This is a genomic window from Streptomyces sp. NPDC044033 (assembly GCF_056434425.1).
On sequence record NZ_JBWKFF010000026.1, the window covers coordinates 66,535 to 88,244 of the forward strand.

At 70.8% G+C, this 21,710-nt stretch carries 17 protein-coding genes; 11 read left to right on the forward strand and 6 right to left on the reverse strand.

Going from position 1 to position 21,710, the window contains the following annotated elements; genetic code table 11:
- Positions 1 to 233: 233 nt before the first annotated feature.
- From AC07AB_RS34150 to AC07AB_RS34175, 6 genes are all read right to left on the reverse strand, one after another.
- Positions 234 to 824: an ATP-binding cassette domain-containing protein gene (locus tag AC07AB_RS34150; RefSeq protein ID WP_478575401.1), complete on the reverse strand. Its 591-nt coding sequence runs from the start codon at positions 822 to 824 to the stop codon at positions 234 to 236.
- A 600-nt stretch (positions 825 to 1,424) separates the two neighbouring features.
- Positions 1,425 to 2,726, reverse strand: a complete 1,302-nt coding sequence (locus AC07AB_RS34155) for a preATP grasp domain-containing protein (protein WP_478575404.1) — start codon at positions 2,724 to 2,726, stop codon at positions 1,425 to 1,427.
- An 87-nt stretch (positions 2,727 to 2,813) separates the two neighbouring features.
- Positions 2,814 to 4,184 carry an MFS transporter gene (locus AC07AB_RS34160; protein ID WP_478575407.1) on the reverse strand — a complete coding sequence of 457 codons (1,371 nt, stop codon included), beginning with the start codon at positions 4,182 to 4,184 and terminating at the stop codon, positions 2,814 to 2,816.
- Positions 4,181 to 4,879, reverse strand: a complete 699-nt coding sequence (locus tag AC07AB_RS34165) for a TfuA-like protein (RefSeq protein ID WP_478575409.1) — start codon at positions 4,877 to 4,879, stop codon at positions 4,181 to 4,183. The genes AC07AB_RS34160 and AC07AB_RS34165 overlap by 4 nt, the downstream gene beginning before the upstream one ends.
- Positions 4,880 to 4,897: 18 nt before the next feature.
- Positions 4,898 to 6,250, reverse strand: a complete 1,353-nt coding sequence (locus AC07AB_RS34170) for a YcaO-like family protein (protein ID WP_478575411.1) — start codon at positions 6,248 to 6,250, stop codon at positions 4,898 to 4,900.
- A 156-nt stretch (positions 6,251 to 6,406) separates the two neighbouring features.
- Positions 6,407 to 6,700, reverse strand: coding sequence for a thiovarsolin family RiPP (locus AC07AB_RS34175; protein ID WP_478575413.1), 294 nt, complete (start codon positions 6,698 to 6,700; stop codon positions 6,407 to 6,409).
- Positions 6,701 to 7,452: 752 nt separating this feature from the next.
- Here AC07AB_RS34175 and AC07AB_RS34180 point away from each other — a divergent pair.
- The 11 genes from AC07AB_RS34180 to AC07AB_RS34230 all read left to right on the forward strand — a co-directional run bounded on the left by AC07AB_RS34180 (position 7,453) and on the right by AC07AB_RS34230 (position 21,685).
- Positions 7,453 to 8,583 (forward strand): glycine amidinotransferase, encoded by a 1,131-nt coding sequence (locus tag AC07AB_RS34180; protein WP_478575416.1) that lies wholly within the window; start codon positions 7,453 to 7,455, stop codon positions 8,581 to 8,583.
- A 617-nt stretch (positions 8,584 to 9,200) separates the two neighbouring features.
- A complete protein-coding gene (locus tag AC07AB_RS34185; protein ID WP_478575418.1) occupies positions 9,201 to 9,905 on the forward strand; it encodes an iron-containing redox enzyme family protein in 705 nt (234 codons plus the stop codon).
- A gap of 63 nt (positions 9,906 to 9,968) precedes the next feature.
- Positions 9,969 to 10,820 (forward strand): thioesterase II family protein, encoded by an 852-nt coding sequence (locus AC07AB_RS34190; protein WP_478575421.1) that lies wholly within the window; start codon positions 9,969 to 9,971, stop codon positions 10,818 to 10,820.
- Entirely contained in the window at positions 10,798 to 12,192 is a 1,395-nt protein-coding gene (locus AC07AB_RS34195; RefSeq protein ID WP_478575423.1) for an FAD-dependent oxidoreductase, read from the forward strand. The genes AC07AB_RS34190 and AC07AB_RS34195 overlap by 23 nt, the downstream gene beginning before the upstream one ends.
- Positions 12,193 to 12,267: 75 nt before the next feature.
- On the forward strand, positions 12,268 to 14,037 hold the full coding sequence (locus AC07AB_RS34200; RefSeq protein ID WP_478575521.1) for a non-ribosomal peptide synthetase: 1,770 nt from the start codon (positions 12,268 to 12,270) through the stop codon (positions 14,035 to 14,037).
- 770 nt (positions 14,038 to 14,807) lie between these two features.
- Positions 14,808 to 15,398, forward strand: coding sequence for a hypothetical protein (locus AC07AB_RS34205; RefSeq protein WP_478575426.1), 591 nt, complete (start codon positions 14,808 to 14,810; stop codon positions 15,396 to 15,398).
- 894 nt (positions 15,399 to 16,292) lie between these two features.
- On the forward strand, positions 16,293 to 17,324 hold the full coding sequence (locus AC07AB_RS34210) for a polyprenyl synthetase family protein (protein ID WP_478575428.1): 1,032 nt from the start codon (positions 16,293 to 16,295) through the stop codon (positions 17,322 to 17,324).
- Between the two features lie 44 nt (positions 17,325 to 17,368).
- Positions 17,369 to 18,250 carry an SAM-dependent methyltransferase gene (locus tag AC07AB_RS34215; RefSeq protein WP_478575430.1) on the forward strand — a complete coding sequence of 294 codons (882 nt, stop codon included), beginning with the start codon at positions 17,369 to 17,371 and terminating at the stop codon, positions 18,248 to 18,250.
- Between the two features lie 70 nt (positions 18,251 to 18,320).
- Positions 18,321 to 18,467, forward strand: a complete 147-nt coding sequence (locus AC07AB_RS34220) for a hypothetical protein (RefSeq protein WP_478575432.1) — start codon at positions 18,321 to 18,323, stop codon at positions 18,465 to 18,467.
- 282 nt (positions 18,468 to 18,749) lie between these two features.
- Positions 18,750 to 20,069 (forward strand): cytochrome P450, encoded by a 1,320-nt coding sequence (locus AC07AB_RS34225; RefSeq protein WP_478575435.1) that lies wholly within the window; start codon positions 18,750 to 18,752, stop codon positions 20,067 to 20,069.
- Positions 20,066 to 21,685, forward strand: coding sequence for a prenyltransferase/squalene oxidase repeat-containing protein (locus AC07AB_RS34230; RefSeq protein WP_478575438.1), 1,620 nt, complete (start codon positions 20,066 to 20,068; stop codon positions 21,683 to 21,685). Before AC07AB_RS34225 ends, AC07AB_RS34230 begins: the two co-directional genes overlap by 4 nt.
- The last annotated feature ends 25 nt before the right edge of the window (positions 21,686 to 21,710 follow it).

Here is a 21,710-nt window from a genome sequence, read left to right on the forward strand (position 1 = left end):
GCCCGTACCGGTGGAGCTGGTGGACGGGATACTCACCGGGCCCTACGGAGGGTTCGGCAAGATGGTCAAGCCCCGGCTGCGGCTCGCCTATCAAGATCCGCCCGTGGGAATCCCCGCCTACCCATCACGGTGCCCCGTCTCATCCATCACCATGCCGCAGTTGAGGCCGCCGGCCGAAGCCACCCCGCGTTCAGCGCGCAGCGCATCGCAGCATCGCGCATTCAGTGTGCGTCTCAGGTGTCCGTCGCGCTCTCAGAAGCGGTACCCGGAGAAACGGACGGTTCCTCGAAGGCGTCGCGCTGCAATTCGTACATGCTCCGGAAAAGGCCCGGTTCCTCGGAGGTGCCCGCCGCCACGAGATCGGTGAATGTGCCCGACTCCGCGAGGCGGCCGTCGTCCAGGACGTAAATGAGGTCACTGTGCCGTACTGATTGCAACCGGTGGGTGATCAGCACGATCGTCTGGCCGGTCTTCGCCAGGTTACGGATCTTGGTGAACAGTGCCTGCTCGGATTCGGCGTCCAGGGCCGCGGTGGGCTCGTCCACGATGAGGATCTGCCCTTTTCTGTACTGGGCGCGCGCGATACCGATCTTCTGCCATTGTCCGCCGGAGAGATTGTGGCCGCCCGCGTAGCCGCGGGCCAGCAGGTACGGCAGCCGCCGCATCATCGCCCGCACGCTGATCTCGGCCCAGGCGCCCTCGTGCTTGCTCCAGCCCAGGTCGTACTTCAACGGCCCGCCGAACAGCAGCTGTTCGGAGCTCGACGGAGGCTCGGCCTCGCTGGCTTCGCTGTCCTTGCTGTGGCGTGCGCGGAAAGCGTTCATGCTCCCTCTCCCCCGGGATAGACGTCGGTGCGACGGCGTACGGGCACCACGGTCGGCGGCGCCGGGTGGCGGCGGCAGCAGTGGGAGTGCCGCGCATCGGAGCCTGAGGTCGCTTCGAGTGTGGGACTGGTTGCCGTCCTGTCAGACGCTGCTGTGGTGCGCGGTCCCGCTGCCGCGCCTGGGGCGGTTGGCTATAGCGCCCGCTGGGCAGTTCGAACGCCGTCGCCAGGAAGGCGCCCTGCGGTGTGGACCGAGGCCGGACTGCGGCGTCGGCCGCACCGGGCGGCCCTGGACGGACTCGGGGTCCGAGGCGAGTGGGAGTGGGCCTCGTCGATCGTCGACGCGGCCTCCGCCCGCGTATAGAGGGGGCAGTTGACCGGGCCGAGTCCGGCCGATCGCGGCAAGAAGGGCAGCGAGTCCGGCGAATGACCCGGCCGCCACCGCTGCGGTTCCGAGCGGTCGATCGTCTGGCTGTCCGGCTGTCACCGGCTCGCCATCCGGTACGAGCGAAAGGGCGGCCGTCCCCTCGCGTTCCTCGGCCGTGCGGCCGCCCTGGCCTGCTAGAAGAAGCCCGCAGGACTCACCCCGTGAGACGTCCTCTCAGGCGTCGAACAGCCCGACGACGCACTGTCGCAGTTTCCTGGCCTCGGCGAGGTCCTCCGCGACCACGCAGAAGCAGACGTCTCGGTAGGCCGGGTCGAAGGCCGTGCTGATGACCACCCCGGTGCGCGTGTCCTGGTCGTAGGCGAGACCGGCCTCCGTCAGCGCGGTGACCGCGTGGCCGAACGAGGGGACCGGCCAGGCGACGTGTTCCAGCAGCACACGGCGGTCCGGGTATTCCGGTCCGACGATCCGTCCGCCGATCTCCGCGTAGATGTGGGTGGAGCCGGTGGTGCGGCTGTTGAACTCGGTGAAGTACAGCCGCCCGGCCGGGGTGACGATGGCGTCGGTGCTGACCGTGCCCCGGTAGCCCATCGCGCGCAGGGGTTCGCACAGTGCGCGGCCCCGTGCGAGGAGTTCGGCGGTCAGCTCCGGGCGGACGGTGCACACCGGCATGATCTGGGCGCTGGGGGTCGGTTCGTAGATCATCTCCCCCTGTCCGGCCGGTTCGATCCCCGCGTCGGTGAGCGTGAACTCGGCGAAGAGCGCGGTGGAGTCGGGGAAGTACCGCTCCACCACCAGGCGGTAGCGCCCGCCGCCGGCCAGCTGCTCCCAGTGGTCCCGCAGGTGTCCGGCAACCGCGGTCCGGCCGCTGAGGACGGTCAGCCGTCGCGCTCCCCACGCGGTGATGCCGCCGAACGGGCTGAGGATCTCATTGCCCTTGGTGGCCTGTCGGTACTCGTGTTTGACGATGACGGGATGGCCTTGCTCGAACAGGGCGTACACCGCCCGCGCCGCCGATTCCGCGTCGCCGCAGACCGTGCCGTCGGGGACCGGCGTCCCCGTACCGGCCGCCAGGGCGCGGAAGACGGCCTTGCTGTTGGCCAGAGAGCCTCCGCCCTGGGCGATGAACCCGTGCCCGGCCACCGCGTCCAGCAGACCGAGTCCACGGGCCAGGTCCACCGCGGCCGGGTCGGGGTGCAGCGGGATCACTTCGTCGATCCGCCGGCCCGTCAGCGCGGCGCGCACCCGCTCGCGGAGGGCGGGGTCGGCGAGCGTCGCAGGGGTCAGCGCGGCGGTGCCGGGCGGGGTGACGACGGCGAGGGAGGCGGGGTCGGTGCCGGTGAGGGCCGTCACGTAACGGACGAAGGAGTCGTCGGGGGCCTCCGGGAGGACGAGGACGTCGTGGTCCCGGGCGAAGAAGAGGGCGCGCTTGGCATGCCAGCGCGCGGTGGCCAGCCGTTGTTCACCGGCGTTCTCCAACTCTTCGGTGAAGTCGTTGCCGATGAGCAGGCGGGACATCGTGGCTTCCCTTCTCGGGGCGTCGAATCTCGGAGTGTCGAAGGCGGTTGCGGGGCGGGGAATCGCGAGGGCGTCGGTGGGCGGGGCTCACAGCGGCTGCCCGGACTCCGTCTCGGGGCCGGGCGGCGGACGGCTGTCCGCCGAGGCCGGCACCACGTCGTGGGCGGCGGACGGGGCGGTCGAGCGGGAACAGCAGACGGCGATCAAGAACGCGAGGGCCGCCGCGACGGCGGGCAGGGTGAGGGTGCGGGCCGGGCCCAGGGCCTCGACCATGGATCCGGAGAGCCAGCCGCCCACCGCCGCGCCCAGAGCCATGGCCGCGGTCTCCGCCGCCATGCCTTCGGTGAGCAGGTGCGGGGGCAGTAGCCGTTCCATCAGGACCAGTCCGGAGATGCCGATGGGGGCGACGGTCAGGCCGGCGACGAACATCGCCGCGGTCAGCGCCGGCGCGCCGGCGGACAGGGCGAGGGGGACCAGGCCGACGACCTGGACACCCAGACAGCGGATCCACAGCACGCGCGGGGCGGCGTGCCAGGCGCGGCTTCCGTACCAGAGTCCGCCCGCCATGCTGCCGAGGGCGAGCACCGCGAGCAGGGGGCCGGACAGGGCGCGCGAGCCCAGGCTTTCGGCGCGGGCGACGACGGCGAGGTCGAGGACGCCGACGCCGACGAGGTTGCAGAAGGCCACGGCGGTGATCACGGGCATGCCGGGCACGGTGAGCGCGGTGCCACGGTGTTCGGGGCCCCGCTGGGGCGGGGGCTCGGTGGCGCGTTGCAGTGCCAGCGCCGTCGACCCGCCGACGGTCAGCACCAGGCAGCACAGCAGTCCGGCCCAGGGGCTCAGACGCGTGGCCAGTGCGGTGACGAGGACGGGGCCCGCGATGAAGGTCACCTCGTCCAGCACCGCTTCGAAGGAGAAGGCGGCCTCCAGCGTGGCCGCCTGCGGTGGTGACGGCAGCCGGGCGGTTCCTCCCCCGGAGTTCACCCGGCCGTTCGGGTCCGAGGGCTCTTCGGCTCCCTTTCCGCCCGGCGGTCCGGGCTCGGGGGCGCTTGGGAGGGGCGAAGGGAGTACGTACGCCCATCGTGTACGCGCCATCGTGCCGGTGGACGGCCGGGAGGCGCCCGTGACGGCTCCCGCCAGGCACAGCAGCCACACCGCGGCGGTCGTGGCGGACATGAGCGTCAGCAGGCCGGCGCCGTGCGCGGCGGAGGAGGCGAGCAGGACGTGGCGCTGTCCGAAGCGGTCCACGAATCTGCCCGCCAGCGGTGCGGTCAGCGCGTAACCGAGCATGGTCACGGCGGCGACGACACCAGCCGTCCGGTAGGAACCCGACCGTGCGGAGACCAGCAGGACGACGCCGAGTCCGAGCATGGGCACGGGCAGCCGGCCGATGAAGGCGGCGGCGCTGAAGCGGGCGGCGCCGGGGACCGCGAGGAGGGACCGATAGGCACGGATCAAGAACGGGCCCTTTCGAGGCGGCCCGGCGGCGTGGCCGCGGACGGCTGGGCCGCGGACGCGAGGCGGTCGCGCAGGGCCCGGAGGAGTGCGAGGGCGTCTTCCGCCTTGGTGTCGGGCGCGCGGTCGGCGAAGTAGGCGGCGATCCCGTCCGTCGCGATGCCCTCGGCCGCCAGCGCGCGGAGGACGTTCACCAGCGTCCGCTGGGGAAAGTGCAGCGACTTGGCGAGGACCAGGAACCGTTCGCCGGAGGTGGCGTCGAGTTCGCCCCCGGCGATTCCGGCCCGGACGGCGAACCGGAGGTTGATCAGCGGTTCGGAGGTGGCGCGCAGGGTGTCGGGATCGTAGACGAGGGCCACTTCGTCGTCGGCGTCGACGGCCCCGGAAGCATAGGCGTCGAAGATGCGGCCGATGCCCGTCACCCCGAACGGGGCGCATTCGGCGGCTCGGAGCGCCCCCATGCTGGACGAGCCGTAGACGGGGACGCCCGCGTCCACGGCACGCAGCACTTCTTTGGGGGAGACGGCCAGGCTGTCGAGGAACCGGCCGTCCACGATGCCGATCAGGCAGGGCGGCCGGGGCCGGGCGAGCAGGGCGTCGATGTCGCCACGGACGATGGGCGGCAGGAATTCGGCATCGAGTGTCCGGGCCGCGACGGCGCGGTCGAGGCTCGGGCCGAGGAAGACCACCGGGTCCATGCGGAACGCTCCCAGATGTCAGGCCGAGTGGGTGGCGGAGAGGTCTGGCGGGGTGGCGAGCAGTCCCTCAACGGCCGTCCGCCACGCCTGTGCGGCGCGGGGCCCGATCCGGCAGTAGTCGGTCGCCCAGGATTCGAGGCCGGGTGCGATCACCCGTACGACGCTGACCGGTATCTGCGGGGGCGACAGGTCGACCACGACGACCCGGGGGATGCCCGCTCCGCGCAGTCGGCCGAGCATGAGGTCGATGTCCGCCCGGACGTCGTCGGCGGGAAAGGCGGGGATGTCCGCCATGCCGACGGTGCGGCTCGCCGGCTGCCAGGCCCAGGTGCTCTTGTCCACGGAGGCGGAACGCCGCACGTGCAGCTCGTACTTGGTGACCTTCGCGCCGGGCAGGCTGATGTCCTCGCGCATGGCCTGGATGTCGACGGCCCGGGCCTGGGCGCATTCGCTGAGCGCGCGCACCAGCGCGACCTCGGGGTCGGGGTGGGTTCCGTAGCCGCAGTGCCCCTGCGAGGTGGCGGGTCCGATGTCCTCGCTCGTCGCCGCGAAGAAGGTCGGGATGCCCAGCGGGGAGGTGACGTCGATGGCGCGGACGTCGACGCCGGCCGTGTGGAAGCGGGCGAGCATCTCCTGTGCCGCGGACGGCGCGGTCTCCAGCCGCAGGTGCGGGTGGCGGCCGCGGAGCCGGTCGATGGTGGCGGGCGGGGTCCGCGAACCGCGCTCCTCACCGGCCAGCACCTGCGGGAGGTAGTTGCTGACGAGTTCGGCCAGGGTCATCGAGTCTCGTTCGATCAGCTCGCACAGGGCGTGGCAGATCGCCTCCTCAAGGCTGTTGCCCGAGGCCAGGCCCGTGGTGGTGGCGATGCGGTAGCACGGTTCCTCGTGCAGGCGGGCCTGGTAGACGGCGCCGTCCTGCGGGACCAGGACGGGCTCTTCGCCCAGGAGGTCCCAGCCGCGGAGCCAGGACATGGGGTTGTCGTCGCGGTAGCCCGGGGCGAGTTCGAGGGTGCATTCGGCGGGGTGCACGACGGTCTCACCGGCGGCGACGAGTTCGTCATGGGAGGCGACGAGGTCGGGGCGGACGGGCAGCCAGGCGGAGTACCGCTCGATCGCCTCCATCGCGGCGCTGACCTTCGCGTCGATGGGGGTGGCCCCTTTGCCGCTGTACACCGAGATGCTGTCGTTGGACCTCGGGATGACGGCGCTGTACACGGGGATGCCCAGGTAGTCCAGGCCGGTGATGTCGGCCAGCCGCGTGATGCCGGCCCGGCGCAGATGGGGGCCGATGCGCTCCCAGGTCTCCCGGGTGGTGACCTCGCGGTGGACGCCGGGTCCGGCGGCCTTGGGGGCATGAGCCCGTATTTTCACGCTCTCTCCGTCTCTTCCCTCGTCCCGGCCGCGCCGTGCGGGGACGGTCGCGAGCCCCTGCCCGTCCTCGGGCGGACAGGGGCTCGTCCGTGCGGCAGCCCTTCCGCGGTCGCGGGCGGTGGGGTCCGGCGCTCCGGCCCCCGATGCGCGGACGGTTCAGCGAACGGTCTGTGCTCGCGGTGCCGAGAAGTGCGAATCGCTGGTGCCACGTACGGTCTGCGCCCGCGGCGCCGAGAAGTGGGAGTCGCTCGTGCCACGTACGGTCTGCGCCCGCGGCGCTGAGAAGTGCGCGTCGCTCGTGCCACGTACCGTCTGCGCCCGCGGCGCCGAGAAGTAGGCGTCCGCCGCGCCATGGACGGCGGTGCTGGAGCGTTCCTCCAGGAAGCCTTGCAACTGCTCCGGGTTCATGTGCGCGAGCTCGTCGAGCCTGAGATCCGTTTCTTTCCTCATCAGGGCCCTTTCCTTATTCTTGCCTTCTTGCTTCTTGCGGGTTTGGACGGCCGGTTACGGTCGACAGCGCCGGAATATCGCACTGCCCCGCATGGGAACGTCTTTCCGACTCCACCCCTGCCGAGTTGCACGCAATTTTTCGCGCCACCGTTCGCAGTATTACCCGCCGGGCACATGCGAAGGTCGAACGGCAATGCGAATCACCCGGTTGCTCCGGATGGCGGGAAGAAAGGCATTCCCTCCGGCAGGAGGCCATTTCGTTACGATGACACAGGGGCCAAGTACAGTCAATACTCAGCCAGGGTAGCGGAGTTGCCCCCCAAGAGGCGCTGGCCCCACGGACGCTACATTTCAGCCATGTTGCACGGCTGCCGGTTTCACTCGCGGCCCACCCTCTTTCGAGGGAATCCGAACGCCCGGCGGCCGAAGATCGAAATTGCCGGCAAGAGCGTCGACGACCTTCCGCGAAGGACATTCGGGATCTTCGACCGGGCATTGCCGAACCTCCTATTCCTTCTGTATAAAGGAAAATCCGCCAGCCGCCGGCACGCCGTCGCCCCCTCCATTCATCATTACCAACGTCCGGTAACGAGGTTCGGTGATCTTCGCTACCCGATGCCGCTCCCCCTGCTCGCGCGGGAGCACGCCCGGCACCTCCCGCGCCACTGGCGTCCAGGCGGCCCGCCGGCACCGCACGTCCGATACCCCGGTACCCCGATACCCCGGTCCTTCGAAGCGAGGAGAGCCCATCGATGCGGCTGAACAGCTACGACGAATGGTCGCCACTGCGTGAGGTCGTGGTCGGATCGGCGTCGAACTACACCTCCCATGAGCGCGAGCTCTCGTTCGAGCTGTTCTTCCACGAGAACTTCGCCGAGTCCACCTGGTACTACCCGAGGCTCACCACAGGCGGCGGGCCGTCCGCGCCCGGCCGCTCACTGATCAAACAGCGGTACGTCGACGAGCTGAACGAGGACATCGAGGGCATCGTCAAGACCCTGGAGGACCTGTCGGTCACCGTGCTCCGGCCGATGGAGCTGGACGACCGGACCACCGAAGTACGGACCCCCGCCTGGTCGGCGGCCGTGGTGCCGCCCCTGAACCTGCGGGACAACACGCTCATCGTCGGCGAGGAGATCATCGAGACGCCTCCGATGATCCGGTCCCGCTATTTCGAGACGCAGTTCCTCACCCCGGTCTTCGCCGACTACTTCCGCCAAGGCGCCCGGTGGACGGTGATGCCCCGGCCGCTGATGACCGACGCCTCCTTCGACCCCTCCTACGCCAACCGCTCGGCGACGACCGAGCCGGTCGGCGAAGCCCAGCCGTCCCCGTACGACGTCGGCCACGAAATGATGTTCGACGCCGCGCAGTGCCTGCGGCTGGGCCGCGACATCGTCGCCAACATCTCGACGGCCAATCACGCCCTGGGCGTCGACTGGCTGGAACGCCATCTGCACGGCCGGTTTCGCGTCCACCGGGTGTACGGGATCAGCGACAGCCATATCGACAGCATGGTCCTCGCCCTGCGCCCGGGCACCCTGCTGGTGCGCTCCGCACAGGTCGCCGACCTGCTGCCGGAGCGGCTGCGCGCCTGGGACCTCATCGTCGCCCCGCCACCGCGGTCCGACAGCTTTCCCCGGTACGACGATGACGACCTCATCCTGGCCAGCCCGTTCATCGATCTGAACGTCCTGTCCGTCAGCCCCGACACCGTGCTGGTCAACGAGGCGTGTCCGGAACTCGTCCGGACGCTGGAGCGGCACCGCTTCACCGTCGTGCCCGTACGCCACCGCCACCGGCGGCTGTTCGGCGGCGGCTTCCACTGCTTCACCCTCGACACCGTCCGGGACGGCGGCCCGGAGGACTACCTCCACGGCTGACCGCCGACCGTCGATGGCAGAGCCCCTCGGCCACGGGAAGAGAGCGACGATGGAGCACCGGCGACCGGAGCGACGCGAGGCCGCGCCCCGGCCGCCGGCGCCCCGGGACCTCACGTGCGGCGGCGCTGCCCGCCGTCGGCGGGAGGCGGTACGGCCATGGGCCACCGGGCCCGCGGCCCCTCCCCCGGGCCGTTCCGCCGTGCCCCGGTCCGCCGGGAGCGGCACGGGCACAGCCGCGGGCGACCGTCCGGTCCTTCCCGTCGCCGCCCGCCGTCGCACGGCCGGCTCGTTCTCCCCTTGCCGCGGGATACCGTCCAGCCCAGTCAAAGCCCTGACGAACTGTCATCATGGTTGCCATGCCCGGTGTTTCGGCACCACGAGCCCGGCCGCGACCGGCTCCGCGCCCCGCGTCGTGGTGCGTCCTCTCCGGCGCCGAGGACACCGGCAGCGCCCGATCACGTCCTCGGACCGACGACCGGAGCGGTGATGGCGCCCCGCCACACCCCCGGCTCCGGGCCGAGCCATCTCCTGCCCCACGCCGGCGGCATCGCCGGATGTGGTGGTGTCCGCCCGACCCGACGCATGGAACCGACCGGCACTTCCGCGAGGGGAAGCGAATGACGATGCAGCGACTGGACCGGGCGAAGCTGGAGAACCTCGCCCTCGAACTCACGGAGCGCCAGTTCGGGGCCGTACCAAAGCTCCGCGAATGGCACGAGGGAACGTGGACCGACCGCGAGTTCTACAAGCGGTACATGATCGAGGTCGTCCTGCAGATCCGGCTCAACAACGTGGCCGACGCCTACGCCCTGTACAAGGCGAGCTCCGGCGACTACCGGCTCGCCGCCAAGCTCGCGCGCTACCTCGCCGACGAGATCGGCCACGAGGGCATGTTCGTGAAGGACCTGGCGGGGCTCGGTGTGTCCCTGGAGCAGATCGACACGACCAAGGTCCTCCCGGCGACGGCGAAGACCATGGGCTACCTGCGCCTGGCCACCGACGAGCGCGGGCCCGCCCCGGTCGCCCTGTGGGACTGGTACCTGGAGTGGTGGTCGGACCGCTATATGCAGGCCATCACCGACGCCGCGGCGAAGGAGTTCGGCATCGCCTGCACCAGGGGAGCGCAGGCCCACATCGAACTGGACGACTCCCACGGCCACGACGACATGATGTTCCAGACCACGGCGCAGGCCGTGGATGCCTACGGGTCGGCGGCGGACGCCTACGCGGACCTGGAGATCTACATCGATCTGGGGACCGAGCAGTACCGCCAGCTCTTCGCCGCCGCGGCGACCGCCACGGCGGACGCCCAGGGCACGTGAACACGGTCACGGCACAAGGGGACACAACCGGGCCGGCCGACGACCGGCCCCCCGGGGGCTCCGATGAGTGAAGAGGCACGCGCCGGCCGCCCGCTGCTGACCGACCTGACGGAGGCGGCGGGCCTGACAGCCGCCCCCAGGGCGGCCACTGTGGTGTGCCTGCCGTACGCCGGCGGCGGGGCGTTCGGCTACCTCCCCCTCGCCCGCGCCCTGCACGAGGGCGGCAAACCGCTCCGAGTGCTCGCGGCGGACCTGCCGAGGCGCGACCGCGACGACGGCCGGCCGGCCGTACCGGCGGACCGGCTCACCGCGGACCTGGCCCAGGAGATCGCCACGGCGGTCCCGGACGCTGTGGTGCTGCTGGGACACAGCTCGGGCACCGGGCCGGCCCTCACCGCCGGCATGGCCCTGTGCGCCATGGGCCGTCCCCCCGCCCACTTCGTGGCCGTGGCCGGCCTTCCTCCCGCCCCCGGCGACCGCCCGGCCCACGCGACCGCCGCCCTGACGGACGCGGAGGGCTTCGCCCGGTTCACCGCCGACGCCGACCAGCCCGGGGCGGACCAACTGCCGCCCGAGGACCGCGCCGACATCGCACGGGCCTTCCGCTACGACGTCCTCACCACGCTGGACTGCTTCGCCATCGCCCGGCGCGAGGCCGGACGGAACGGCACCGCCGCCCTCGGCTGCCCGGTCACGGTTCTCCTCGCCGCGGACGACCGGTCTGTCGCGGACCGGCGGGACATCCGGCGGTGGGCCCTGTTCGGTACGGCCCTGCACGTCGCGTGGACCGCCGAGGGCGGCCACTACCTCAACACGAGCCGCCCGCGGTTCCTCGCGAGCGGCATTCCGTACGAGAACCCCGATGCCGTCCCCCCTTCCGAGGAGCCAGGACATGCCCCGTACGACGGACCCTGAATACGACGTGATCGTCGTCGGCGGCGGCCCCGGCGGCTCCACCGTCTCGACACTCACCGCGATGCGGGGGGCCAGGGTGCTGCTGCTGGAAAAGGAACGTTTCCCCCGCTATCAGATCGGGGAATCCCTGCTGCCCGCCACCGTCCACGGCATCGGCAAACTCCTGGGTGTCCTGCCCGAACTGGAGGCGGCGCATTTCACGACCAAGCGCGGCGGCACCTTCCGCTGGGGCAAGAACCCGGAGCCGTGGACCTTCGCCTTCGCCGTCTCGTCGAAGTTCCCCGGCCCCACCTCCACGGCCTACCAGGTCGAACGTATGAGGTTCGATCAGATCCTGCTGGACAACGCCCGTCGCAAGGGCGTCGAAGTCCGTGAGCGGTGCCCGGTCGTGGACGTCCTGGAAACGGACGGGCGGGTGACCGGCGTGCGCTTCGACGGCCCCGACGGCACCCGTCGCGAGGTCCACGCACGGTTCGTCGTCGACGCCTCCGGCAACCGCAGCCGCGTCCACGGCCGCACCGGCGGCCGGCGCGTCTACTCCGAATTCTTCAAGAACATCGCTCTCTTCGGCTACTTCGAGGGAGGCAGCCGCCTCCCTGAACCGAACAGCGGGAACATTCTCTGCGCGGCCTTCGGCTCCGGCTGGTTCTGGTACATCCCCCTCACCGACCGGCTCACCAGCGTCGGCGCCGTACTGCACCATGACGCCCTGGAGCGTGTCCAGGGAGACCGCGAGGCGGCGCTGGCCGGACTGATCGAGGAGTGCCCGCTCATCGCCTCCTACCTGGCCGACGCCCGCCGCGTCACCACCGGGCCCTACGGAGAGATCCGCATCCGCAAGGACTACTCCTACTGCCAGGAGAAGTTCTGGCGGCCGGGCATGGCCCTCGTCGGCGACGCGGCCTGCTTCATCGATCCGGTCTTCTCCTCGGGCGTGCACCTGGCCACCTACAGCGCGCTGCTGGCCGCCCGGTCCATCAACACGGTCCTGAGCGGCGGCGCAGGGAGCCCCGGCGAGACACGGTGCTTCGAGGAATTCGAGGCGCGCTACCGCGAGGAGTTCGGCCGCTTCCATGACTTCCTGATGTCCTTCTACGACATGCGCCAGGACTCGGACTCCTACTTCTGGACCGCCAGGCGGATCACCCGCGCCGCCGGATCCCCCCTGGAGGCGTTCGTCGAACTGGTCGGCGGCGGCGCCTCCGAGGAAGGCGCCCTGTTCGATTCGCCGTTCGTCGACGCGACCCTCGAAGCCGGTGCCAAGGTCCAGGTGCAGGCTGCCCTGGGAGAGAGCTTCGACGACGGCCCCATCCGCGAAAACGGGCTCATCCCCTCCCCCGACGGCATGCACTGGACCGAGCCCCGGCCCTGACCATCCGCCCGCCCGGGGGCCGCGGCTCCCGGGCGCCATCCGCGCTCCCGCAGGAAGGTGCCCCGTCACGTGAAAATGCCACGCCCCTCGACGATCCACGGTCTCTTCGCGGCACAGGCCGCGCTCCACCCCGACGCCGTCGCCGTCGAGGACGGCGAGCGCGCGCTCACCTACGCGGAGCTCGACGCCCGCGCGGACCGGCTCGCCCACCGACTCGTGGGCCTGGGTGTAGGGACGGAGTCCCGCGTCGCCGTCCTTCAAAGGCGTTCGCCCGCCCTCGTCGTCTCACTCCTGGCCACCCTCAAGGCGGGGGCCGCCTACGTCCCCCTGCACACCGGCTATCCGCCGGCCCGCCACGCCCTGGTGACGGCCGACTCCCGGGCCGCCGTCCTGCTCGTCGACAAGAGCTTCCATCCCGTCGGCTTCGACCACGGGGCACGGACGGTCGTCGTCGACGAGAATCCGGCCCCGGACCCGGCGCCGCACGCGGCACCGGCCGGGCGGGGGAACGGCCATGCCCTGGCGTATGTGATGCACACCTCCGGCTCGACGAGCGGGCCCAAATGCGTCGCCGTGTCCCATCAAGCGGTCATCGCCCTTGCCACGGACGCCAGTTGGGGCGACGGCGCACACCGGGCCGTGCTCTTCCACGCGCCCTACGCGTTCGACGTCTCCACCTACGAGGTGTGGGTACCGCTGCTCAACGGCGGCCGGATCGTGGTCGCGCCCGACGAACCCCTCGACGGAGCGCTGCTGAACTCTCTGCTGACCCGGCACGGCGTCACGGCGGTGCACGTCACCGCCGGCCTCTTCGCCGCCCTCGCGAACGACACCCCGGAGGTCTTCGCCCCGGTACGCGAGGTGCTCACCGGCGGGGACGTGGTCCCTCCCCAGGCCGTGAGCCGGGTCCTCGCGGCGTGCCCCGGAGTCCGGATCAGGCACCTGTACGGGCCCACCGAGACCACGCTGTTCGCCACCCACCTGGTCGTGGAGAAGTTCTGGGACAGCGGACGTCCCCTGCCGTTGGGCCGGGCGCGCTCCGGCACCCGGGCATACGTGCTGGACAGCGCGCTCGCTCCGGTGACGGAGGGGGAAACCGGCGAGCTGTACGTCGCCGGCCATGGTGTCGCGCGCGGCTACCTGGACCGCCCCGGGCCGACCGCGGAGCGCTTTCTGCCCGACCCCTACGGTCCGGCGGGCGACCGCATGTACCGGACCGGTGACCTCGCGCGCCTCGGCCCGGGCGGCGCGCTGGAGTTCCTGGGGCGCGGGGACGGACAGGTGAAGATCCGGGGCTTCCGCGTCGAACTGGGCGAGATCGAGGCGGCTCTCGGCCGGCAGCCCGGCATCGGTCGCGCCGCCGTCGCGGCCTTCCCCGACCGGGACGGGGCGGGACAGCTCATCGCCTACGTGGTGCCCGAGCCGGGCTGCGCCCCCTCCGAACCCGCGATCCTCGAACGCCTGGGGACCACCCTTCCCGCATACATGGTGCCCGCGGCGGTGGAGGTGGTGGAGGCCCTGCCCCTCACCCTCAACGGCAAGGTGGACCGCGGTGCTCTGCCCGCCCCCCGGCGAGCGGCCGGCGGCGGCCGGGGCCGCCCGCCGCGCACCGAGCGGGAGAAGGAGCTGTGCGCGTTGTTCGCCACCGTGCTCGGCGTCCCCGGGGTGAGCGTCGACGACAGCTTCCTGGAACTGGGCGGGGACTCCTTGCGCGCCTTCCGGCTCGTCCGGCTCGTCGCGTCGCACTTCGGCATCCGGCCGAGCCTGCGGCAGATACTGCGTACTCCGACGGTGGCAGCGCTCGACGCATGGCTGGAGCAGCAGGCCCAGGAGGCGCGGACTTGAGACTCGCCGCGGTTCCCCCGGCTTCATCGGAAGCGCCGAGGAGCGGATGAAGGCGGCGGCACCGTCGAGAAGCGCCCGCCCGTCGCGAACCGGTCGAGGGCCTCTGCCGCTCCTCGGTCCGGCGGAGACACGAGCTTGATACGGGGCTCCTCGGCGCTGCGGTCGGCGTGCCGCCATGCCGATGGTGAGCACGGGGTGCGCCCTGCGACCCAACGGGCTCTCCGACGCCGCCCCAGCCATGGACACTCCCGCTCCGCCCTCCCACCGCACGCACCAGCGCTACGGTCCGGCGCCCCATATAGCTCCTGTAGTTTCTCGTCCCCTCCCGAAAGGCACATGTCGGATGCCTATCCCTGGGGAAGAGCCATGAAATGCTTGCACCATGAAATCGGCAGGACGCGGCCGACGCATCCTGCGGCCGAAAGATTCCCGCCCGACGGACGAGAGTCCATCCGGCACAGAATTAAGCGGTCGAGCCGAGTGCCCGTCACATGATCTTCGCGGCGCGGCCATAATAGTGAATACGCCTGTGAGTGCGCCCCGCCGCCCGAAGGAATTCGCCGTTCGGCGGCCTCGTCGTCCCGGAGCGAGCGTGCCCGCAGTTCCACTGATTCGTTAGTTGCGGGTATGAACCTTCGCACGAACCTCCGATTGAGGAGTGAGTTCCCGTGGCCGTGAGCTGGGCGAAACGCATCGCAGTCACTGAGCCCGCACCGAAAGTCGTCCGCTATGCCCGGTACCTCGCACCCCATTGGCAGGGGCTGCTACGGATGGACAGCGAGAACGGCATCGGCCTGATTCCGGCCGTCGCTTTCTTCGGCGCGGTCGCGGCAGTTCTGTTCGGCGCGGGCGGCGCGGGCGCGGCCGCGCTGCTCGACGCGGTCCTGGGGCGGCACTATCTGTACCGCTCCTGGCCGGCCCTCGATGCCTCGGCTGCCGCGGCGCTCTCCTTCTCCTACTGGCTCGTGGGCCGCTACGGACTGCGGTTCTACGATGTCGACCCGACGTCCAACGACCTCTGGCGGATGATCACGGTCGCCAACACCGCTTGGCGCTCTCTGCCCCGTGCGCACCGGACCGCGCAGAAACCGCGTCTACGCGCGGCCAACACGGCCGCTCGCATCCTGCTGGCGGACCCCGGGGACGCCCGGACCCACCAGATGCTCAGCGTGCACGCGGACGCCTTGCGGTATCTGGCCATTACCGTTCTCGCGGACGCTCGGCACGGGCAACTCGAACAGGCCGAGGAGTCGTCCTTCGCCTTCATGACGCGCCCCGCGGGCCTGGGCGCCGCCGCCGACACCGAACCTGATGCACCGTCACCGAGCGAGCGTGTCATCAAAATGCGCACACAGCCCTGAGCCCGCGACCGCACGACGGCCGGCACGACAACGCAATCGCATGGCGCGGCCGGGCCCGGGGCGGAGCCGGCGCACACCGCGTATCACCGTGCGTCGGCCGGTAGCGCCAACACCGGCCCGTAGCCCACGAGGTTGAACGGAGTGCCGGCCGAAGAGCCGTTCCGTGCCTTCGCTGCCGGAACCGTGGTGGAGACGGAACTCCCGTCCGTACGCATCCCGAAGACATCCGGCTCCTCCACCGGGACCCACACGGCAGTCCAACCCGGACAACTGCACCGCCACCGCGATCGTTCCAGGACCGCACCATGGGCTGCCGACTGATCCCTGAGCAGTAGAACCGCTCGCGCGCCTTCTGTCGTGCCGCTCTGTCGCCTCGTCCGCTTCGATTGCTCTGGTGCGACGACCCGGCCCCGCAGAGACCGGAGCGCACTCCCTGCCGAACCTGCGCGGTACAGCGAGGCACCGGTGCACACATATGCGTTCAACACGTGCACGCCTCCATAGTCCACCTCCCCTTCTGCGCCGCGGGCTACGGCGTTTACCTGAAAGAGACCGGCCGTACGGGCCTCCTGGCTCGTCGTCGGCGTATACCGCCCGGCGAGGAGGGGAGCGCACGTGCTTGGAGGGCCGGGACTCGCTACGGAGTCCCAGCAGCGTGATGCGAGCGGACGGCATCGACACCCTGCCGCCTGCCCTGCACGGCGTGGGTCCGGCTGTCAACGACCCCGCTCGTGAACTCGGCACCGCGCTGGGGGTCGCCTACTCGGCCGCGTCCTCACCACCGCCCACCGCACATGCCTCACCCGCACTCAGCACGTATTCGCCGCAACGGCACAGCCTGCCCGTGTCTCCTGCCATCGACAGCCGGTGGCCCCGTCAGGAAGGGACGCCACGTTGACCGCGCCAGACACGTCACCGTCGCCCATCGCCCAGTTGGAGCGGGCCCGGGAGCTCATCCTGCCGGGCCTGCGAGAGACCGTCGGGATGATGCACCCCCACCTGGCCCGGGCCTGCGGCTACCACTTCGGCTGGTGGTCGTCCGACGGGCAGCCGTCCGACGGACCGCGGCAGGGGAAGTATCTGCGGGCCGCGATGGCCCTGCTGGCCGCTGAGGCGGCGGGAGGGCGGCCGGAGGACGCCAGGCCCGGGGCCATCGCGGTCGAACTGCTGCACAACCACTCGATCGTGCACGACGACATGATCGACGCGGACGAACTCCGTCGAGGCCGCCCCACAGTGTGGGCCACCTATGGGACGAGCACCGCCGTACTCGCCGGTGATTCCCTGGTCGCGGCGGCGCTCACCCCTCTCGCGGCCATCGGCACCGCGCCCGGCAGGCGTGCGCTCCTGATCCTCACCGACTCCTTCCACCGCGTCTGCGCCGGGCAGGCGGGCGATCTGAGGCTGGAGCAGGGCCGGGCGTGCACGGTCCAGGAGTACCTGCGCATGGCCGAGGACAAGACGAGCGCCCTCCTCGCCGGTGCCGCTTGCATCGGCGCGGTGCTGGCAGGAGCGGACAAGACGATGTCCGACCGGTTGCGGGCCGCCTGCCTGGACCTCGGCCTGGCCTGGCAGGCCGCCAACGATGTGGAGGACATCTGGGGGGACCCCGCTACCACGGGCAAACCCCCGCTGAGCGATCTGCGGCAGGGCAAGACGACGCTCCCCGTCCTGGCCGCACTGCAGTCGGACACCCCGGCCGGACGCGAACTCGCGACGCGCCGCGCCACCACCAACCGCGATGCCGAGGGCCTGGAACACCTCGCGGAGCTCATCACCCAGGCAGGTGGCCGCGCCCTCGCCGAACGCGTCGCGCGGGAAAAGCTCGCCTCGGCGCTGGCACATCTCCAACACCTCTCCGCACCGGCCCCCTACCGTCGCGCGTTCGCCGAACTGTTCCGGTTCGTCGTCACTCGCCGGGCATGACCGGACGCGGTCCCACTCCATTCACCACTACAGGGAGACCCCCCGTGAAGACTGCACCGCATCGTCCGCAGGACGCCGTACGTGATGAGTACGAGCACGAGCTCAACGCCCACTGGGAGGCGAAACAGCACGACGACATCAACCTGATGCTCGGTGAGGAGGACGGGCTGTTCCACCACCACTACGCCGTCGGGGACTTCGACCCCGACGTCCTGACCGGACCGCCCGCAGAGCGGCAGCCCCGCATCCTGCGGGAGATGCACCGCATGGAAAACGCACAAGTCGAGCTGATACTCGACGGCATGGGTCAAGCAGCCAGGGGCGGCCGTGTCCTGGACGCCGGCTCCGGCCGGGGAGGCACCTCGTTCATGCTCCACAGCCGCTTGGGCTGCGCCGTGGACGGCGTGAACTTCTGCGAGCACCACCTGGCCTTCTCCCGGAAGATGGCCGAGCGCAGGGACTGCGCCGACAGCGTCCGCTTCCACTACGCGAACATGGCCGCCACCCCGTTCCCGGACGCGTCGTTCCAGGGGGTGGTCAGCAACGAGACGACCATGTACGTCGATCTCTTCGAGACCTTCCGCGAGTTCGCCCGCATCCTCGAACCCGGGGGCCGCTACGTCCTGGTGACCTGGTGCGGGAACGACGCGGAAGCCGCCCCCGGCACGGCGTCCGAGATCAGCGCCATCGACAGCCACTATGTGTGCCACATCCACCGGCGCAGCACCTACTTCCGCGCCCTGGCGGCCAACGGGCTGGTCCCGTCCGCGGTCCACGACCTCACGGCCGAGGCCATCCCCTACTGGGAACTGCGCTCCCACTCCGACCTGCGCACCGGCGTCGAGGACCCCTTCATCGAGGGGTACCGCTCCAACCGGCTCAACTACCTGGTCATCGTCGCCGAACGGGCCAAGACCAGCGCGTAGTAGGTCCCGGGGCCCGGACTCGCACAGTGCCGACGGCGGGGCGGCAGGCAGCCGGGCGACAGCGATGGCGATGGCGCCGGGATGTCGGGAGGGGCCCGGCATCTCACCGGTACGGGCCTGCCTGGGCGCGTCGGTCAACTGCCGCCTCTTCTACGCCCTCGGCATCACCCGCCTCGGCATCGGACACCCCCACCACACCTGGGAGGCGTGCCGGTGAACCCCATCGACCTGGGGCTGTCCGCCCTATCCCCCAAAACCCCGGTGCGCCGCCCCACCCGGCAAATCCATGTCGGCGATGTCCACGCCAGCGGCGGCGCACCGGTCTCCGCGCAGGCCATGACCACCACCGACAGCGCCCTCGGTTCGCCGAAGTCACCGCGGCCGTCCGCGGCACCGTCCGCAGAGCTGGGGTGCCGGTGTCCGTGCGCAAGCAGAACGTCCAGATCATCCAGAACGTCCACGACAACACGTCATCCGCCCCCTCAAAGACGAGGGTGACGTGCCCGTTGAGGAGGCGGATGTCCACGAAGACGGCTCCGTCATCTCCTCCCACCACCTCACCTATCGGATGGGCATCATGAACTCCTCCACCGGACCGCGGGCAAGCGATAACGCCATCAGCTACCCGCTGCCGCGCCGCAATCCGCTGCTTCCCCCTCCGCAGTTCGACCAGCTGCGACAACACCCGCCCCAGCAGGTGCGGTTCGGCACAGGTCAGGCGTGGTTGCTGACCCGCTACGCCGACATCCGCTCCGCGCTGGCCGATCCCCGGGTCAGCTCCGACAACACCAAGCCGAACTTCCCCGCGCTGATTCCCGTGTCACAAGTGCCCCGGGCCCTGTCGTTCTTCCGCCTGGACGACCCCGAACACCGACGGCTGCGCAGCATGATCACCCCCTACTTCACCGCCCGCGCGAGCCGCGGGTACCGGGCGGACGTCCAGAAGGCCGTCGACGAGCTGGCAGAGGCGATGGACACCATGCCGCAGCCGGTGGATCTGGTGGACGCGTTCACCGACCCGCTGCCCGCGCGGGTGATCGGGCGGCTCTTCGGAGTGCCCGATGAGGACCTGCCGTTCTTTCGCCGGCAATCCCGGCAGATCACTACGGCCGGTGGCCTGACCGACAACGCCGACGACGCGTTGGGCGCGCTCACCGAGTACATCGACCATCTGATCACCCTGAAGCAGTCGCATCCCGGCGACGACTTGATCAGCAAGATCTTCGCCGAGCACGTCGCCGCGGGTGAACTCGCGCGCGAGGACTTCATCGCGATGATCCGACTGCTGCTGCTGGGCGGGCACGCCACCGCCAACCAGGTCGCCCTGTCGGTGATCCTCCTGATCGACAACCCGGAACAGCGGGAGGTGTTCACCGGCGAGCCGGCCAACCTCCAGGGCAGCCTCGACGAACTGCTGCGCTACGCCTCGATCGTGCAGCACGACCTGGTCCGGATCGCCGCCGACGACATACAGCTATCGGGCGTGCAGATCAGCGCCGGTGACGCGGTGATCCTCGCGCTTCCGTCCGCCAACCACGACGAGCAGGTATTCACCGACCCGTCGGCGCTGGACCTCCAGCGGGATGCCCATCGCCATATCGCCTTCGGCAACGGACCGCACAAGTGCCTCGGGGCACCCCTGGCGTTGCTGGAAATGGAGATAGCGCTGTGCACCCTCTTCCGCCGCTACCCGAACCTGAGGCTCGCCGCTCGCGCCGCCGACATCCCCTACCGCCACGAGATGCTCGTCTACGGAGTTCACCATCTGCCCGTCCGCTGGGACACACACGACCGTTCAGAGGAAGCGAGCGGGTCATGACCGTACACGCGGAGAGCACAGCCGGCTGGCGTGAACGGCACCGCCGCCATCTGTCCGAGCTTCCGGTGTGGCCGAACCGGTCAACGCCGGCGAACGACGCGCTGCCGCCCCGCCTCGCGGCTGCGACCCACGCCGCGCTCGACAAGGCCGTCGGCTTCGCTCTCGACCGGCAACGGGCCGACGGGGGATGGGAGATGACGGTCGCACCACGCATCTTCGAAACCGCCGTGGTGCTCGCCTGCCTGCGCGGACGCGGTATCCCGAGGAGGCTCGACCAGGCCCGTACGTGGCTCAAGAGCGCCTCGCCTCAGCCCCACCCGGCGTCGGCGCGCGACCTTGAGGAGTGGCTGCGAGAACTGGCCCTCGCCCCCCGACAGGCACGGTCATTCCCCATTGAGGGGATCGGAGGCAAGGAGAGCCGTCCCACTCTCATGGCCCGGACCCTCGCCGTCGCGCTGGGAGCCACCGGAGCCGATCCGCATGGCTTGTACGACTACGCGGTGCGGGCCATGCGGGCAGCAGCCGAGAAAGGGCGGCTGAAGATATGGCACCAGGTCGGCTTGGCCGCGGCGGAACTCGTAGCGGGTGACGCCCTGGGGCTTCCGGTGTCGCAGACCGCGTTGGAAGGGTTGACAGCGGCCCAGGACGCTGACGGCGGCTTCTGCTCAATGCCCGCGGTGGCGGCGATCGCGCTGCTCGCGCTGGAAGTGTCCCCCCGGTCCGCGGCGCAGGCGAAACGTTGCCGGGACTACCTGTTCGACCAGCAGTATTCCGACGGGACGTGGGGATTCGTGCCCAGCGACGTCCTGGACACGGCGTTCCTGAGCGCGCGCCTCAGGCATCACCCGGGCTTCGACCGGGACGGGCTCGTCCCGGCACTCGGCTTCCTGGCCGACCGCCAGGAGCCGGCCGGTGGCTGGTCGTTCAAGTCGGGGCTGGAATGCGAGAACGTGACTACTTCGCTGGTCCTGCTCGCACTGGCCGACTCCCCGCAGGGGCGTACGGTGTGGCCCGCCGCGGAGAGCTACCTGGCGCGGCAACAGCGTGCTGACGGGCTGTGGACCACCTGGCAGTCGGTGGACGACTATCCCGGACACGACGTCGTCGCGCAGCCGGTCGCCGCCGTCGACACGCACGGCTCCGCCACGATCGACACCACGCGAGCGCGGGAATGGCTGCTGGCAGGTGAGGGCCCGGAGGGCTGGATCCCCGACTGGTACTCCCCGCCCGCCTACGCTGTCCTGGAGGTGGGCACGGCGGTCGGCTGGAACAACCGGGCGGCCCGCTCGGCCGTCGCCCGTCTCCGTGCCGAGCGCAACGCCGACGGCGGGTGGCCCGGGCTGCCCGGCGGCCCGAGCACCGGGCTCGCGACCGGGCTGGCGCTGTCCGCGCTGATCCGCTCCGGCGGGTACCACTCGCCCGAGGAGATCGCGCTCTCGGCCGAGTACCTGATCGAACATCAGGCCGCCACCGGAGAGTGGCCCGCACCACCCGTGGCATACGGGCCCCGGCCGCTGCTGGCGCACTACCCCGCCCATGCCCATGCCTTCGCCTGTGGCGGACTGCGCGACCTGCTGTTCGCCCGTGTCCCCCCGCCGGCCGGCAGCGGCGGCTGAACAGCCGCCCGGGCCGCCGTTGTTC